Genomic DNA, 19698 nt, shown 5'->3' on the forward strand with positions numbered 1-19698 from the left:
AAGTAGATCAAGCAAGACGACGTCGATCGCGGCATGCGCCCCGGTGTCCCGGCAAACGAATCAACACAGTTGCAGGGGGCGAGGCGAGGAATCAACGCGTTCGAGTCCGAGACGGCCATCGTGCGCCGAGCCTCCACCTTCCTGGGTGAGGACAAACCCCGCCCAATCGGCGCTACCGGTCACCGACCCATTAGTGGACGCCGGGGCCCCGGTACGCCGCTGCCGGAACTTTCTTGGCATCAGCCGACCGAACTACCACAAACGAGACTGGCCCGGTTTGGTTGACTCCTAACATTTGATGGATTCGCCCTTGCTGGACGGATCAATCTCGTCCCGAAACCGTTTCCCACCGAGTTCCGAGCCGAAGTCATCGCGGGGCGAGGCCCGCTGCACCAGATCTCGAAGGACTTGGGCTTCTTAGAAGCCCGCCTGCATCGCTGGCTCAAAATCGCCGACCGCCAGGACTGTGGAGGCCCGCCCGACTCACCAACCGCTGCCGAGGATGTAGCGGCCCAGCTACGCGAGGCACACAAGCGGATCAAATCCTCGGAATGGATGTCACGAGCGGCGTTGATCGGGCGGGCATCATCCTAATCACTTTGAAGCACAGGCGCTTTGCACCTTTTGCGGAGCGCTCAGGTGGAGAATTGCAGGACTCGGCGGGTCACTGTGACGGGCACGCCTTCATCAGGGAGGCAGAGGACCAGCGGGTACATCATTTTGGGTTGGCGTCCCGGGACAGGTCCGCGTTCACCTGCCGCGACGATCGCCCACACCGACAGGGGCAGCCACTTTCGACCGCGAAAGTTCGTCCATGCACTGCCACACAACGGCTTACATGGATCGATGGGACACGCCGGTCCATGGTGGGACAACGCCGCAATGGAGCGGTCCTCCGCCCTTCTGCAAAGCAACGTGCTCGACCGGCGACGCTGGCACACCCGAGCCCAACACCGCCTGGTGATCGTGACCTCGATCGAGCGCACCTACCACCGACACCGCCACCAAAGCGCACTCGGCAGACTCACCCTGGTACAGCTCGAACTTCTCCACGCACCAGCCGCAACCGCGTCCTGAAATTCATACCCCGCGAGTCAACTGAACTCGGGATAGTCCCGATCACCCTGCACCCCCGCAACGGGTGCACGGACTCCGCAACAGCCCGGCAGACCCGCCCAAAGGCAGCCATCGGTTGTCGGTCAATTTTCAGGCCCGCCACCAAGCTCCGATGCAAAAGGCGCATCCAGACCCAGTCCATGTGCGTTCATCCTTGAATTCGCCATCAATCCTAATAGGACAACGTATCGTCGAACCATCGCTCCACCAATATCGGAGCGAGCGAACCTGCTGTCGCCGTGACAGTTACCGCCCGCGGCAATTCCATTTTGTTAAGGTCACGCGGCATCGCCTCCGGGTCGGGGAATTTGATATCCGCATAGGGCTCCCGAACCAGATACCTCATACGTCACCTTTCTCGGGTTGCGAGGATCTGGACCTTTCCCCGAAGGTCACGGGTGTGACGATCACAGGGGACAGGACCAGAGTAGGTACGTATCCGCGTCACGAGCACTCTCGGCTTGCGACCACTAAGTGGGTGACAATAGGGGTCTACAACCACCTCAACACCGAAGCGATGAGATACATAGTGACGCATAAGACATTGCTAGGAACCATTCTGGCGACTAACCAGAGCCTTCTTTGCAACTTTTCATATACCGCGTATATTTCCAATTCTCTGATTACGCCAAACTAGCACGAGACGGCATTATCGTGGATCAAACCTTGCCCTTGTCCAATTCTTTGACCACCAAAATAAATTCAAGATAAGTTTTAACATTCGCCGAACCCACAAGCCACAATCTTCGCCCCCCCACTCGAGCTCGACCCAGTCCTGAGAATATGACACCAAACTACCCGGCTGATACTGAGTACCTATGAAACAATTGACGATGCATAATCGCATTCTTCAAAACTGATCCCAGTTCTGCCTGTAGTGGCGAAGTCCACACCCAACTCTCCGAGGCGCATCTTCGGGATACGGGACAGCGGCGCAGTGAACCACAACACGAGCGACGAACCCCCGCGTTTGAACAGCCCATTTCAACCCATCCCCCGCCGAGCTAGCTAGCCGTTGGACGCAGTGATGGGGTAGCACCTTTGGACACCCCTCAGCGCAACCGCAACGCGTGGCTTCGCGCACCAGGCCGTGTGGCGGATCCATCCAGACACGATCATTCGAACTAACTACCCTAATCAAGGGGCACTTTGACACCATGGGAGTTCAAGCAGGACCCAGCGGAGCAAACCACCGGTCATCGCCAACCCGCCAACTCCGCGAGTGACCCTTCCCAGCCTGACGGGCACGCCAGCCGACCCTATCGGCGATACATCCATGTCTCAAATTGACTCTTCTCGTCTCTGCTGCGAAGACTCTGTCCCATTTCCCGACTTCGACTGGCCGGCCACGAAATCGCGACATATGCTTGGCGTCTTCCGCAGGTATCAGAGACTATGGGCGCGCTTGACCCGCCGCCCGCGCTAGGTAGACGAGATCATTGTTTACTGTTGCCAGTGAGGTTTGTGCGAGAGTTGATATCATGACCAGATTCCTCTTTAGTATTCAATGCATCGAAGTGCGACATACTCGATATGCGTTTTATCCAGCGCTGACGATCTTCGACTCCAGCAGATAGCGGTACCGACAATCTCATAGAAACTACATACCGGCTCGATATATCAACATCAAATCCACCATTCGAAACTCGCCACTGCAGAGCCTCACGCGTGAACGCGGACCGATCAGCTATTTTGCTGCAACCACTCTTTGGGGGTAACTAGTGGCGCGACAAAACGTCGCCTTGCCTTTGACTCGCGGCCAGATACACATCTGGCTTGACCATCACATTAACGGCGCAGGTACGCGATGGAATCTGGCGAATTTCCTGGTCATAGACGGTCCGATAATCCCCGATGTATTCATCAGTTCTTTGCGCCAGGCGGTCCGGGATTCGGACTCACTGAGGGCCACCTTCCGTGAGAGCAATGGCGAGGTTCTTCAGGAGATTCAGCTAGCTGAGGATTTCGGCGTACCGTTCTACGATCTCCGCGGGTTCGATGACCCGGTTGAGGAGGCCTACCGCCGCGCTCTGCTGCACCGGAACAAGCCGATGCCACTGAGTGAGCCGCTGTATCGATTTGAGCTTTATCAAACCGATGCCAGCCAATTCTACTGGTATGCCGGTTTCCATCACCTCGTCTGCGATGGATTCGGGGCGATGGTTTTCTGCAACCGGGTTGGGATGATCTACTCCGCCCTGGTCGCCGAGGAGCCGGTTCCCCCGAATTTTGTCGGTTCACTGCAGGACCTCATCGCCCTTGAGGCCGCCTACGACAACTCGCCCACCTATCACCGCGACCACAAGTACTGGGCCGAGCATCTGCCCGCAGACACCAACATCGATCCCCGCTTGCTCAACGCCGAAGGCAGCAACACCGCTCGCGGCGGCGTTGCTGCCCCGGTGGTGTTGAACCCTACGATCATCTCCGCAGTACAGCGGTTGTGTCGAACCCTGGGCGTGCGCCAATCGGCGATACTGACCGCCGCGTGCGCGCTACTGGTGGGCAAGTGGTCCGAACACCGCTCCGACGTTGTGTTCGATTTCCCGGTAAGCCGCCGCGTGCAACCCGAGTCGATGACCTTCACCGGGCTGATGGTGGGTACCGTCCCACTAGGGCTCACCGCTACACCAGGACAAAGTGTTACCCAGCTCTGCAAACATACGCATTCCCAAATTCAGGCGGCGGTACGCCATCAGCGGTTCCCGGTGGAAACGCTCACGAGACAGCAGCATTCGCCTACACCGGGACACACCGCCTCCAGAGTGGCAGTCAATTTCATCCCGAGTACCGCCTCGCACCCATTCGGACAGGCTCCGGCATCGGCGATGTGTGTCGCCTTTGGTGGGGCCAGCAGTTTCGGCATTTTCTTCCAAAACAACGGCCACGAACTACTTGTGAGCACCGAGGGAAGCGCCCACCCAAACTCAGATTTCGCAACTACACAGATATTTGCGCAACGTTTAGAGCAGGTCTTGGTGGCCATCACCACCAATCCCGACCTTCCTATTGGTGAGCTCGATCTGCTCACCCCCACCGAACACACCCACCTACACACCTGGGGCAACCACCCCACCCTCACCGCTCCCACCACCACGGCGGTGTCGATTCCCGCCGCCTTCGCCAGCGTGGTCGCCGCTCACCCCCACGCCCCGGCCCTGACGTTTGAGGACCACACCTGGACCTACCACGACCTCGATACGGCCAGCACCCAACTCGCCCACCACCTACTCGACTACGGCGCTGGGCCGGGTGCGGTCGTCGCGCTGCTGCTCCCGCGCAGCGACCACGCCATCCTCACCATCCTGGCCATCCTCAAAACCGGGGCCGCCTACCTCCCCATCGACCCCCACCACCCCCCCACGCGTATCGCGTTCATGCTCACCGACACCACCCCCACCGCAGTACTGACCACCACCAAACTGACCACCCACCTCCCCCACACCCCAGCCATCGCCACCATCACCCTCGACACCCTCACCCTCGAGCACCACCCCACCACCCCACTACCCCCACCCAACCCCCACGACCTGGCGTACCTGATCTACACCTCCGGCACCACCGGAACCCCCAAAGGCGTGGCCATCACCCACCACAACATCGCCAGCTGGATCAGCTCCCTGCATCAGCGGGGCATCTACGGGTCGATACCGTCCCAGCACAGCTGGTCGCAATGCCACTCCTACGCCTTCGACTACTCCGTCTGGGAAATCTTCGGCGCCCTACTCGGCGGCGGACGGGTCGTGGTCGTACCCGAACACATCGTCACCTCACCCGAGGACTTCCACGCCCTGCTCGTCACCGAGCAGGTCAGTGTTCTCAGCCAAACCCCCGCCGCACTCCAGAACCTGCCACCAGAAGGACTGGAAAACACCACCCTCCTCACCGGAGGTGAGCCCTGTCCTGCTGACCTACTAGATCGCTGGGCACCAGGGCGGATCATGCTCAACGCCTACGGCCCCACCGAAACCACCGTGGCAGCCACCATCACCGCCCCGCTGGTGGCAGGGACCCCGGTGGTGCCGATCGGCGCCCCCGTGCCCGGCGCCGGGGTATTCGTCCTCGATGGCTGGTTGCGCCCGGTTCCGCCCGGGACCGTGGGTGAGTTGTATGTCGCCGGTACTGGGGTCGGTGTCGGCTATTGGCGCCGGGGCGGGTTGAGCGCGGCCCGGTTTGTCGCATGCCCGTTCGGGGCGGCCGGGTCGCGGATGTATCGCACCGGCGATCTGGTGTGTTGGGGCCCTGATGGGCAACTGCAATATGTGGGCCGCGCCGATGAGCAAGTCAAAATCCGTGGCTACCGCATCGAATGCGGCGAAGTCGCCGCCGCCCTGACCGCCCTCGACGGGGTGCAGCAAGCGGTGGTGATCGCCCACGACGCCTCCGGCCAAACCCGGCTGGTGGCCTACTACACCACCACCAGCGGGACCAGGCTCGACACCACCGACATCCGCGCCTCCTTGAGCCAGGTGTTGCCGGCGTATATGGTTCCGGCCGCCTTCATGGTGATCGACGAACTACCGTTGACGGTCAACGGCAAACTCGACCGCCGCGCCCTGCCCGCCCCCGACTACACCACCAGCGCGCAGGCTTATGTGGCGCCGCAGGGGCCGGTGGAAGAAGTCCTGGCCAGCCTCTACGCCCAGATCCTCGGCGGTAGTGACCGGGTCAGTGCCGCCGACTCGTTCTTCGAACTCGGCGGGGATTCCCTGTCGGCGATGCGTCTGATCGCCGCCGCCAACACCACCCTCAACACCAGTCTGCGCGTTGCTGATGTGTTCGAAGCCCCCACCATCACCGCCCTCGCCCACCGAATCGCCACCACCACCACGACCACGCAGCAGGCGGTGGCGGCGTTGGTCGCCGGTGAGCGCCCGCCGCGGGTGCCGTTGTCGTTTGCCCAGTCCCGGCTGTGGTTTCTTGAACAGCTTCAAGGCCCCTCGGCGGTCTACAACATCCCGGTCGTCCTGCACCTGCACGGCCCCCTGGACACCGAGGCACTCCGAGCCGCACTCACCGATCTGATCACCCGCCACGAAACCCTGCGCACCCGCTTCAGCACCACGAGCGAGGGGATCGGCTACCAAGACATCCTCACCCCCAACCAAGCCGAAATCTTCTGGCAGGTCGTGGATGCCCAGGGTTGGACACCCCAACACCTGCACACCGCTATCGACGAAGCCACCAACTACCACTTCGATCTAGCCGCCGAGATCCCGATCCGCGCCACCGTCTTGCACACCGCCGACCACCAGCACGTGCTGGTACTGCTGATCCACCACATCGCCGCCGACGGCTGGTCGCTGGGCCCGCTCGCCCGCGACCTCGACACCGCCTACACCGCCCGCACCGCCGGACACCCACCGGTGTGGACACCGCTGCCGGTGCACTACGCCGACTACACCCTGTGGCACCACCAACTCCTCGGCGACCCCCACGACCCCACCAGCCTGCTGGCCACCGACCTGGCCTACTGGCAGCACACCCTGGCCGGACTCCCCGAACACCTGCCCCTGCCCACCGACCGCCCCTACCCCCCGATCGCCGACTACCGCGGCGCCAGCCACCAATTCAGCTGGCCCCCCGAACTAACCACCGCAATCCACACCCTGGCCCATACCCACCACGTCTCGGTCTTCATGGTCATCCACGCCGCCCTGACCGTGGTCCTAGCCACCCTCGCCGACACCAACGACATCGCGATCGGTGTCCCGATCGCCGCACGCACCCACCCCCACCTCGATGAACTGATCGGGTTCTTCGTCAACACCCTGGTGCTGCGCACCCACACCCACCCCGCAGACACCCCCACCGACCTACTGGCCCACATCCGCGACCGCAGCCTGACCGCGTTCGAACACCAACACGTCCCCTTCGAACTCCTTGTCGAACACCTGCACCCGACCCGCTCCCGCACCCACCACCCCCTCATCCAGGTCATGCTCGCCTTCCAAAACCACCCCTGGACCCAACACGACACCACCGGCGCCGAAATGCGCCTGGGTGAGGCCCGGATCAGCCCGTATCCGGTCGCCACCCACACCGCCCGCATGGACCTGGTCATCTCCCTGACCGAACACCCCACCAGCCCCGACACAGCACCGGCCCTGACCGGCACCATCGAATACCGCACCGACGTCTATGACCCCACCACCATCAACACCCTGGCCACCCGCCTGCACCACACCCTGCACGCCTTCACCACCCACCCCGACCAACCCCTGCACCACCTCGACCTCCTCACCGACACCGAACACACCCACCTGCGCACCTGGGGCAACCACCCCACCCTCACCGCTCCCACCACCACGGCGGTGTCGATTCCCGCCGCCTTCGCCAGCGTGGTCGCCGCTCACCCCCACGCCCCGGCCCTGACGTTTGAGGACCACACCTGGACCTACCACGACCTCGATACGGCCAGCACCCAACTCGCCCACCACCTACTCGACTACGGCGCTGGGCCGGGTGCGGTCGTCGCGCTGCTGCTCCCGCGCAGCGACCACGCCATCCTCACCATCCTGGCCATCCTCAAAACCGGGGCCGCCTACCTCCCCATCGACCCCCACCACCCCCCAACGCGTATCGCGTTCATGCTCACCGACACCACCCCCACCGCGATACTGACCACCACCGAACTGACCACCCGCCTCCCCACCAGCACCGGCAACAGTGGTGTTCCGGTGATCACTCTCGACACCCTCACCGTCGATGACCACCCCACCACAGCGCTACCCCCACCCGACCCCCACGACCTGGCGTATCTGATCTACACCTCCGGCACCACCGGAACCCCCAAAGGCGTGGCCATCACCCACCACAACGCCACCACCCTGACCACCACCCTGACCCCACAACTGGGCCCCACCACCAACCAGGTGTGGTCGCAATGGCACTCCTACGCCTTCGACGTCTCCGTCTGCGAAATCTTCGGCGCCCTACTCGGCGGCGGGCGGGTCGTGGTCGTACCCGAACACGTCATCACCTCCCCCCACGACCTGCACCACCTCCTGGCCACCGAACACGTCACCGTCCTCAGCCACACCCCCTCCGCGTTCTACGCACTACAAACCATCGACGACACCACCCACCACAACCCCACCCAGCCACCACTCGCCCTCACCGCCGTGATCCTCGCCGGTGAAGCCTTCGCCCCCACCCGCGCCCACACCTGGCTGTCCCACCACCCCCACACCCGACTGATCAACATGTACGGCACCACCGAAACCACCGTGCACGCCACCCTGCGCGACATCACCGAACACGACACCACCAACGACACCAGCCCCATCGGCACCCCCCTGCACCACCTGGCCTTCGCCGTCCTCGACAGCTCGCTGCGCCCGGTCCCACCCGGAACCGTGGGTGAGTTGTATGTCGCCGGTACCGGGGTGGGTGTCGGCTATTGGCGCCGGGGTGGGTTGAGTGCGGCCCGGTTTGTGGCATGCCCGTTCGGGGCGGCGGGGTCGCGGATGTATCGCACCGGTGATCTGGTGTGTTGGGGCCCTGATGGGCAACTGCAGTATGTGGGCCGCGCTGATGAGCAAGTCAAGATCCGTGGTTATCGCATCGAATGCGGCGAGGTCGCCGCCGCCCTGGCCGCACTCGATGGGGTGCCGCAGGCGGTGGTGATCGCCCGCGACGACGCCCCCGGCCAAACCCGGCTGGTGGCCTACTACACCACCACCGGTAACGCGGGGATCGATACGGCGTGGCTGCGTGACCGGTTGAGTGAGGTGTTGCCGCCGTATATGGTTCCGGCCGCCTTCGTGGTGATCGACGAACTACCGTTGACGGTCAACGGCAAACTCGACCGCCGTGCCCTGCCCGCCCCCGACTACACCACCACCGCGCAGCCTTATGTGGCGCCGCAGGGACCGGTGGAAGAAGTCCTGGCCAGCCTCTACGCCCAGATCCTCGGCGGTAGTGACCGGGTCAGCGCCGCCGACTCCTTCTTTGATCTGGGTGGGGATTCCCTGTCGGCGATGCGTTTGATCGCCGCCGCCAACACCACCCTGCACGCCGGTCTGCGCGTTGCTGATGTGTTCGAGGCCCCCACCATCACCGGGCTAGCACAACGTGTCGGGGCCGACCCGGTCGCTCAGCTGCCATTGATCGCCGGCCCCCGCCCGCCGCGGGTGCCGTTGTCGTTTGCCCAGTCCCGACTGTGGTTTCTTGAACAGCTTCAAGGCCCCTCGGCGGTCTACAACATCCCGGTCGTCCTGCACCTGCACGGCCCCCTGGACACCGAGGCACTCCGAGCCGCACTCACCGATCTGATCACCCGCCACGAAACCCTGCGCACCCGCTTCAGCACCACGAGCGAGGGGATCGGCTACCAAGACATCCTCACCCCCAACCAAGCCGAAATCTTCTGGCAGGTGGTGGATGCCCGCGGGTGGACACCCCAACACCTGCACACCGCTATCGACGAAGCCACCAACTACCACTTCGATCTAGCCGCCGAGATCCCGATCCGCGCCACCGTCTTGCACACCGCCGACCACCAGCACGTGCTGGTACTGCTGATCCACCACATCGCCGCCGACGGCTGGTCGCTAGGCCCGCTCGCCCGCGACCTGAACACCGCCTACACCGCCCGCACCGCCGGACACCCACCGGCCTGGGTGCCGCTGCCGGTGCACTACGCCGACTACACCCTGTGGCACCACCAACTCCTCGGCGACCCCCACGACCCCACCAGCCTGCTGGCCACCGACCTGGCCTACTGGCAGCACACCCTGGCCGGACTCCCCGAACACCTGCCCCTGCCCACCGACCGCCCCTACCCCCCGATCGCCGACTACCGCGGCGCCAGCCACCAATTCAGCTGGCCCCCCGAACTAACCACCGCAATCCACACCCTGGCCCACACCCACCACGTCTCGGTCTTCATGGTCATCCACGCCGCCCTGACCGTGGTCCTAGCCACCCTCGCCGACACCAACGACATCGCGATCGGTGTCCCGATCGCCGCACGCACCCACCCCCACCTCGATGAACTGATCGGGTTCTTCGTCAACACCCTGGTCCTGCGCACCCACACCCACCCCGCAGACACCCCCACCGACCTACTCGCCCACATCCGCGAGGACAGCCTGACCGCGTTCGAACACCAACACGTGCCCTTCGAACTCCTTGTCGAACACCTGCACCCGACCCGCTCCCGCACCCACCACCCCCTCATCCAGGTCATGCTCGCCTTCCAAAACCACCCCTGGACCCAACACGACACCACCGGCGCCGAAATGCGCCTGGGTGAGGCCCGGATCAGCCCGTATCCGGTCGCCACCCACACCGCCCGCATGGACCTGGTCATCTCCCTGACCGAACACCCCACCAGCCCCGACACAGCACCGGCCCTGACCGGCACCATCGAATACCGCACCGACGTCTATGACCCCACCACCATCAACACCCTGGCCACCCGCCTGCACCACACCCTGCACGCCTTCACCACCCACCCCGACCAACCCCTGCACCACCTCGACCTACTCACCGACACCGAACACACCCAACTACACACCTGGGGCAACCACCCCACCCTCACCGCTCCCACCACCACGGCGGCGATCTCGATTCCCGCCGCCTTCACCGCCCAAGTCGCCGCTCACCCCCACGCCCCGGCCCTGACGTTTGAGGACCACACCTGGACCTACCACGACCTCGATACGGCCAGCACCCAACTCGCCCACCACCTCACCACCACCTACGGGGCTCGAGCGGGTGCGGTCGTCGCGCTGCTGCTACCACGCAGCGACCACGCCATCCTCACCATCCTGGCCATCCTCAAAACCGGGGCCGCCTACCTCCCCATCGACCCCCACCACCCCCCCACGCGTATCGCGTTCATGCTCACCGACACCACCCCCACCGCGATCATCACCACCACCGAACTCGCCCAACACCTCCCCGACACCCCAGCCATCGCCACCATCACCCTCGACACCCTCACCCTCGATGACCACCCCACCACCCCACTGCTCCCACCCGACCCCCACGACCTGGCGTACCTGATCTACACCTCCGGCACCACCGGAACCCCCAAAGGCGTGGCCATCACCCACCACAACGTCACCACCCTGATCCACACCCTGACCCCACAACTGGGATCCACCACCAACCAGGTCTGGTCACAATGCCACTCCTACGCCTTCGACGTCTCCGTCCGGGAAATCCTCGGAGCCCTCCTCAGCGGCGGATCCCTCATCGTCGCGCCCGACGACGTGGTCGCGTCCCAGGACGAACTCGTCCGGTGGTTCGACGATGCCGGGGTCAATATCGTCTATCTCACCGCTCCTGTACTGACGGTGTTGCCGCCGCATGGTTTAACAGGCGTACGCACACTGCTAGTCGGTGCCGAGCCGTGCCCGATCGAGGTGGTCCGGCGGTGGGCCCCGGGGCGGCTGATGCTGAACTCATATGGCCCCACCGAAACCACCATCACGGCCACCATCAGCAACCCCCTACAACCCGACTCCGACCCAGTACCCATCGGCGCCCCGGTACCTGGTGCTGCACTGTTTGTGCTCGATCGGTGGCTGCGTCCGGTGCCTCCCGGGGTGGTGGGTGAGTTGTATGTGGCCGGTGCTGGGGTGGGTGTGGGGTATTGGCGCCGGGGTGGGTTGAGTGCGGCCCGGTTTGTGGCATGTCCGTTCGGGGCGGCGGGGTCGCGGATGTATCGCACCGGCGATCTGGTGTGTTGGGGCCCTGATGGGCAACTGCAATATGTGGGCCGCGCCGATGAGCAAGTCAAAATCCGTGGCTACCGCATCGAATGCGGCGAAGTCGCCGCCGCCCTGGCTGCCCTCGATGGGGTGGATCAGGCGGTGGTGATCGCCCGCGACGCCTCCGGCCAACCCCGGCTGGTGGCCTACTACACCACCACCAGCGGGACCAGGCTCGACACCACCGACATCCGCGCCTCCTTGAGCCAGGTGTTGCCGGCGTATATGGTTCCGGCCGCCTTCGTGGTGATCGACGAACTACCGTTGACGGTCAACGGCAAACTCGACCGCCGTGCCCTGCCCGCCCCCGACTACACCACCACCGAGGCTTATCTCGCCCCGCAAGGCCCGGTCGAAGAAGTCCTGGCCAGCCTCTACGCCCAAATCCTCGGCAGTAGTGACCGGGTCAGCGCCGCCGACTCCTTCTTTGATCTGGGTGGGGATTCCCTGTCGGCGATGCGTTTGATCGCCGCCGCCAACACCACCCTGCACGCCGGTCTGCGCGTTGCTGATGTGTTCGAGGCCCCCACCATCACCGGGCTAGCACAACGTGTCGGGGCGGACCCGGTCGCTCAGCTGCCATTGATCGCCGGCCCCCGCCCGCCGCGGGTGCCGTTGTCGTTTGCCCAGTCCCGACTGTGGTTTCTTGAACAGCTTCAAGGCCCCTCGGCGGTCTACAACATCCCGGTCGTCCTGCACCTGCACGGCCCCCTGGACACCGAGGCACTCCGAGCCGCACTCGACGATCTGATCACCCGCCACGAAACCCTGCGCACCCGCTTCAGCACCACGAGCGAGGGGATCGGCTACCAAGACATCCTCACCCCCAACCAAGCCGAAATCTTCTGGCAGGTGGTGGATGCCCGCGGGTGGACACCCCAACACCTGCACACCGCTATCGACGAAGCCACCAACTACCACTTCGATCTAGCCGCCGAGATCCCGATCCGCGCCACCGTCTTGCACACCGCCGACCACCAGCACGTGCTGGTACTGCTGATCCACCACATCGCCGCCGACGGCTGGTCGCTAGGCCCGCTCGCCCGCGACCTGAACACCGCCTACACCGCCCGCACCGCCGGACACCCACCGGCCTGGGTGCCGCTGCCGGTGCACTACGCCGACTACACCCTGTGGCACCACCAACTCCTCGGCGACCCCCACGACCCCACCAGCCTGCTGGCCACCGACCTGGCCTACTGGCAGCACACCCTGGCCGGACTCCCCGAACACCTGCCCCTGCCCACCGACCGCCCCTACCCCCCGATCGCCGACTACCGCGGCGCCAGCCACCAATTCAGCTGGCCCCCCGAACTAACCACCGCAATCCACACCCTGGCCCACACCCACCACGTCTCGGTCTTCATGGTCATCCACGCCGCCCTGACCGTGGTCCTAGCCACCCTCGCCGACACCAACGACATCGCGATCGGTGTCCCGATCGCCGCACGCACCCACCCCCACCTCGATGAACTGATCGGCTTCTTCGTCAACACCCTGGTCCTGCGCACCCACACCCACCCCGCAGACACCCCCACCGACCTACTCGCCCACATCCGCGACCGCAGCCTGACCGCGTTCGAACACCAACACGTGCCCTTCGAACTCCTTGTCGAACACCTCAACCCGACCCGCTCCCGCACCCACCACCCCCTCATCCAGGTCATGCTCGCCTTCCAAAACCACCCCTGGACCCAACACGACACCACCGGCGCCGAAATGCGCCTGGGTGAAGCCAGCATCAGCCCCTACCCGGTCGCCACCCACACCGCCCGCATGGACCTGGTCATCTCCCTGCGCGAACACGCCACCAGCCCCGACACAGCACCGCCCCTGACCGGCGCCATCGAATACCGCACCGACGTCTATGACCCCACCACCATCAACACCCTGGCCACCCGCCTGCACCACACCCTGCACGCCTTCACCACCCACCCCGACCAACCCCTGCACCACCTCGACCTACTCACCGACACCGAACACACCCAACTACACACCTGGGGCAACCACCCCACCCTCACCGCTCCCACCACCACGGCGGCGATCTCGATTCCCGCCGCCTTCACCGCCCAAGTCGCCGCTCACCCCCACGCCCCGGCCCTCACCTTCGAGGACCACACCTGGACCTACCAGCAACTCGATGCGGCCAGCACCCAACTCGCCCACCACCTCCTGAACTACGGCGCTGGGCCGGGTGCGGTCGTTGCGCTGCTGCTCCCGCGCAGCGACCACGCCATCCTCACCATCCTGGCCATCCTCAAAACCGGGGCCGCCTACCTCCCCATCGACCCCCACCACCCCCCCACGCGTATCGCGTTCATGCTCACCGACACCACCCCCACCGCGATCATCACCACCACCGAACTCGCCCAACACCTCCCCCACACCCCAGCCATCGCCACCATCACCCTCGACACCCTCACCCTCGAGCACCACCCCACCACCCCACTACCCCCACCCAGCCCCCACGACCTGGCGTATCTGATCTACACCTCCGGCACCACCGGAACCCCCAAAGGCGTGGCCATCACCCACCACAACATCGCCAGCTGGATCAGCTCCCTGCATCAGCGGGGCATCTACGGGTCGATACCGTCCCAGCAGAGCTGGTCGCAATGCCACTCCTACGCCTTCGACTACTCCGTCTGGGAAATCTTCGGCGCCCTACTCGGCGGCGGACGGGTCGTGGTCGTGCCCGAGGACATCATCACCTCACCCGAGGACTTCCACGCCCTGCTCGTCACCGAGCAGGTCAGTGTTCTCAGCCAAACCCCCGCCGCACTCCAGAACCTGCCACCAGAAGGACTGGAAAACACCACCCTCCTCACCGGAGGTGAGCCCTGTCCTGCTGACCTACTAGATCGCTGGGCACCAGGGCGGATCATGCTCAACGCCTACGGCCCCACCGAAACCACCGTGGCAGCCACCATCACCGCCCCGCTGGTGGCAGGGACCCCGGTGGTGCCGATCGGCGCCCCCGTGCCCGGGGCCGGGGTATTCGTGCTGGATGGGTGGCTGCGTCCGGTTCCGCCGGGGACCGTGGGTGAGTTGTATGTGGCCGGTACTGGGGTGGGTGTGGGGTATTGGCGCCGGGGTGGGTTGAGTGCGGCCCGGTTTGTGGCATGCCCGTTCGGGGCGGCGGGGTCGCGGATGTATCGCACCGGTGATCTGGTGTGTTGGGGCCCTGATGGGCAACTGCAATATGTGGGCCGCGCTGATGAGCAAGTCAAAATCCGTGGTTACCGCATCGAATGCGGCGAGGTCGCCGCCGCCCTGACCGCACTCGACGGGGTGGATCAGGCGGTGGTGATCGCCCGCAACGACGCCCCCGGCCAACCCCGCCTGGTCGCCTACTACACCACCACCGGTAACGCGGGGATCGATACGGCGTGGCTGCGTGACCGCCTAAGTGAAGTCCTGCCGGCGTATATGGTTCCGGCCGCCTTCATCGAGATCGACCAACTACCACTAACGGTCAACGGCAAACTCGACCGCCACGCCCTGCCCACCCCCGACTACACCACCAGCGCGCAGGCTTATGTGGCGCCGCAAGGACCGGTCGAAGAAGTCCTGGCCAGCCTCTACACCCAAATCCTCGGCGGTAGTGACCGGGTCAGCGCCGCCGACTCCTTCTTCGAACTCGGCGGAGATTCCCTGTCGGCGATGCGTCTGATCGCCGCCGCCAACACCACCCTCAACACCAGTCTGCGCGTTGCTGATGTGTTCGAAGCCCCCACCATCACCGGGCTAGCACAACGTGTCGGGGCCGACCCGGTCGCTCAGCTGCCGTTGATCGCCGGTGAGCGCCCGCCTCGGGTGCCGTTGTCGTTTGCCCAGTCCCGGCTGTGGTTTCTTGAACAGCTTCAAGGCTCCTCGGCGGTCTACAACATCCCGGTCGTCCTGCACCTGCACGGCCCCCTGGACACCGAAGCACTCCGAGCCGCACTCACCGATCTGATCACCCGCCACGAAACCCTGCGCACCCGCTTCAGCACCACGAGCGAGGGGATCGGCTACCAAGACATCCTCACCCCCAACCAAGCCGAAATCTTCTGGCAGGTGGTGGATGCCCGCGGGTGGACACCCCAACACCTGCACACCGCTATCGACGAAGCCACCAACTACCACTTCGATCTAGCCGCCGAGATCCCGATCCGCGCCACCGTCTTGCACACCGCCGACCACCAGCACGTGCTGGTACTGCTGATCCACCACATCGCCGCCGACGGCTGGTCGCTGGGCCCGCTCGCCCGCGACCTGAACACCGCCTACACCGCCCGCACCGCCGGACACCCGCCGGCCTGGGTGCCGCTGCCGGTGCACTACGCCGACTACACCCTGTGGCACCACCAACTCCTCGGCGACCCCCACGACCCCACCAGCCTGCTGGCCACCGACCTGGCCTACTGGCAGCACACCCTGGCCGGACTCCCCGAACACCTGCCCCTGCCCACCGACCGCCCCTACCCCCCGATCGCCGACTACCGCGGCGCCAGCCACCAATTCAGCTGGCCCCCCGAACTAACCACCGCAATCCACACCCTGGCCCACACCCACCACGTCTCGGTCTTCATGGTCATCCACGCCGCCCTGACCGTGGTCCTAGCCACCCTCGCCGACACCAACGACATCGCCATCGGTGTCCCGATCGCCGCACGCACCCACCCCCACCTCGACGAACTGATCGGGTTCTTCGTCAACACCCTGGTCCTGCGCACCCACACCCACCCCGCAGACACCCCCACCGACCTACTCGCCCACATCCGCGAGGACAGCCTGACCGCCTACCAACACCAACACGTGCCCTTCGAACTATTGGTCGAACACCTCCACCCCACCCGCTCCCGCACCCACCACCCCCTCATCCAGGTCATGCTCGCCTTCCAAAACCACCCCTGGACCCAACACGACACCACCGGCGCCGAAATGCGCCTGGGTGAAGCCAGCATCAGCCCCTACCCCGTCGCCACCCACACCGCCCGCATGGACCTGGTCATCTCCCTGACCGAACACCCCACCAGCCCCGACACAGCACCGACCCTGACCGGCACCATCGAATACCGCACCGACGTCTATGACCCCACCACCATCAACACCCTGGCCACCCGCCTGCACCACACCCTGCACGCCTTCACCACCCACCCCGACCAACCCCTGCACCACCTCGACCTCCTCACCGACACCGAACACACCCACCTGCGCACCTGGGGCAACCACCCCACCCTCACCGCTCCCACCACCACGGCGGCGATCTCGATTCCCGCCGCCTTCACCAACATCGTCGCCGCTCACCCCCACGCCCCGGCCCTCACCTTCGAGGACCACACCTGGACCTACCAGCAACTCGATACGGCCAGCACCCAACTCGCCCACCACCTCACCACCACCCACGGGGCTCGAGCGGGTGCGGTCGTCGCGCTGCTGCTCCCACGCAGCGACCACGCCATCCTCACCATCCTGGCCATCCTCAAAACCGGCGCCGCCTACCTCCCCATCGACCCCCACCACCCCCCCACGCGTATCGCGTTCATGCTCACCGACACCACCCCCACCGCGATCATCACCACCACCGAACTCGCCCAACACCTCCCCACCACCTCCAGCAACAGTCGTGTTCCGGTGATCACCCTCGACACCCTCACCGTCGATGACCACCCCACCACGCCACTACCCCCACCCAACCCCCACGACCTGGCGTACCTGATCTACACCTCCGGCACCACCGGAACCCCCAAAGGCGTGGCCATCACCCACCACAACGCCACCACCCTGACCACCACCCTGACCCCACAACTGGGACCCACCACCAACCAGGTCTGGTCACAATGCCACTCCTACGCCTTCGACTACTCCGTCTGGGAAATCTTCGGCGCCCTGCTCACCGGAGGACGGGTCGTGGTCGTACCCGAACACGTCATCATCTCGCCCGAAGACCTGCACCAGCTCCTCGTCACCGAGCAGGTCACCGTCCTCAGCCAAACCCCCTCAGCATTGGCGATGTTGGCGCCGACGACTTTGGATGTAGAGACGGTGATCGTCGCAGCCGAGGCCTGCCCAGCAAAGCTGGTCGATCAGTGGGCCCCGGGGCGAACCCTGCTCAACGCCTACGGCCCCACCGAAACCACCATCTACGCCACCACCAGCAACCCCCTAAAACCGGACGCCGACCCAGTACCCATCGGCACCCCGATACCTGGCGCCGCACTGTTTGTCCTCGACAGCTGGCTGCGCCCGGTCCCACCCGGGACCGTGGGTGAGTTGTATGTGGCCGGTGCTGGGGTGGGTGTGGGGTATTGGCGCCGGGGTGGGTTGAGTGCGGCCCGGTTTGTCGCATGCCCGTACGGGGCGGCCGGGTCGCGGATGTATCGCACCGGTGACCTGGTGTGTTGGGGCCCCGACGGGCAACTGCAATATCTGGGCCGCGCCGACGAACAAGTCAAAATCCGCGGTTACCGCATCGAATGCGGCGAAGTCACCACCGCCCTCACCACACTCGACCCCATCGAACAGGCGGTCGTCATCGCCCGCGAAGACACCCCCGGCCAACCCCGGCTGGTCGCCTACTACACCACCACCAGCGGGACCAGGCTCGACACCACCGACATCCGCGCCTCCTTGAGCCAGGTGCTGCCGCCGTATATGGTTCCGGCCGCCTTCATCGAGATCGACCAACTACCACTAACGGTCAACGGCAAACTCGACCGCCACGCCCTGCCCACCCCCGACTACACCACCAGCGCACAGACCTACCTCGCCCCCCAAGGCCCCACCGAAAAAACCCTGGCCAACCTCTACACCCAAATCCTCGGCATCGACCGCATCAGCGCCACCGACTCCTTCTTCGAACTCGGCGGAGACTCCCTCTCAGCCATGCGCCTAATCGCCGCCACCAACACCACCCTGCACACCGACCTCCGCGTCGCCGACATCTTCGACACCCCCACCATCACCACCCTCGCCCACCGAATCGACACCCAAGCCCAACCCGCCACCATCCCCCCCATCCAAACCCTGCGCACCGGCACCGGCACACCCCTGTTCTGCATCCACGCCACCAGCGGCATCAGCTGGCCCTACCAAACCCTCGCCAACCACCTCACCAACCCCCTCATCGGCATCAACCAAACCCTCAACGCCGACGAAACCCCACCCCACACCCTCCAAGCCATGGCCCACAACTACGCCACCCGCATCCAAAACACCCACCCCACCGGCCCCTACCACCTCCTCGGCTGGTCCTTCGGCGGCGTCCTCGCCCACCAAATCGCCATCGAACTACACCACCGCGGCCACACCGACACCCGACTCATCCTGCTCGACTCACTACCCACCCTCGACACCAACACCAACCCAACAACCACCCCCCGAAACGACCGCCAAACCCTGCAAACACTGCTCGGCCACCACCACACCACCATCCCCGACAACCAGCTACACCACCTCACCACCAACCACAACCACAACATCACCCTCTACCAACACCACCAACCCCACACCTACACCGGCCCCACCCTGCTCATCGCCGCCGAACACACCCCACCCCCCAACCACCCCACCTACGAAAGCACCCACACCAAAGCCGCATACCTCCTCCACGCCTGGCAACCACACCTCACCGGCCCCACCACCACCCACTCAACCAACAGCACACACCACCAACTCCTCCACCCCAACATCGTCCCCACCTACACCAACCACCTCAAAAACTTCCTCCAATGACACACACCAATCACCCAAGAAGCGTTCAGCGGAGCCGGTCTGCCCCGGCAAGCTTGGCGAGCCACCGGCTGCCCCTCACTAACGACGCATCCGGACGTGATGCCCACGCGCCGTTGTGCGCACGCAACTGGCGGCACCA

The 19698-nt window shown here is 64.8% G+C and carries 2 protein-coding genes and 1 pseudogene; 2 read left to right on the plus strand and 1 reads right to left on the minus strand.

Annotated elements, in window-relative coordinates; translation table 11 throughout:
- Positions 1–321: 321 nt before the first annotated feature.
- Positions 322–1077: pseudogene (locus CCUG20998_RS29300) on the plus strand (transposase).
- Positions 1078–1288: 211 nt separating this feature from the next.
- On the opposite strand, the gene CCUG20998_RS28145 reads toward CCUG20998_RS29300, so the two are convergent.
- Positions 1289–1462, minus strand: coding sequence for an MmpS family transport accessory protein (locus tag CCUG20998_RS28145; protein ID WP_192812735.1), 174 nt, complete (start codon positions 1460–1462; stop codon positions 1289–1291).
- 1375 nt (positions 1463–2837) lie between these two features.
- Here CCUG20998_RS28145 and CCUG20998_RS15785 point away from each other — a divergent pair.
- Entirely contained in the window at positions 2838–19559 is a 16722-nt protein-coding gene (locus tag CCUG20998_RS15785) for a non-ribosomal peptide synthetase (RefSeq protein WP_116269121.1), read from the plus strand.
- Positions 19560–19698: the final 139 nt, after the last annotated feature.

The sequence above is a fragment of the Mycobacterium marinum genome (assembly GCF_003391395.1).
GTDB classification, from domain to species: Bacteria; Actinomycetota; Actinomycetes; order Mycobacteriales; family Mycobacteriaceae; genus Mycobacterium; species Mycobacterium marinum.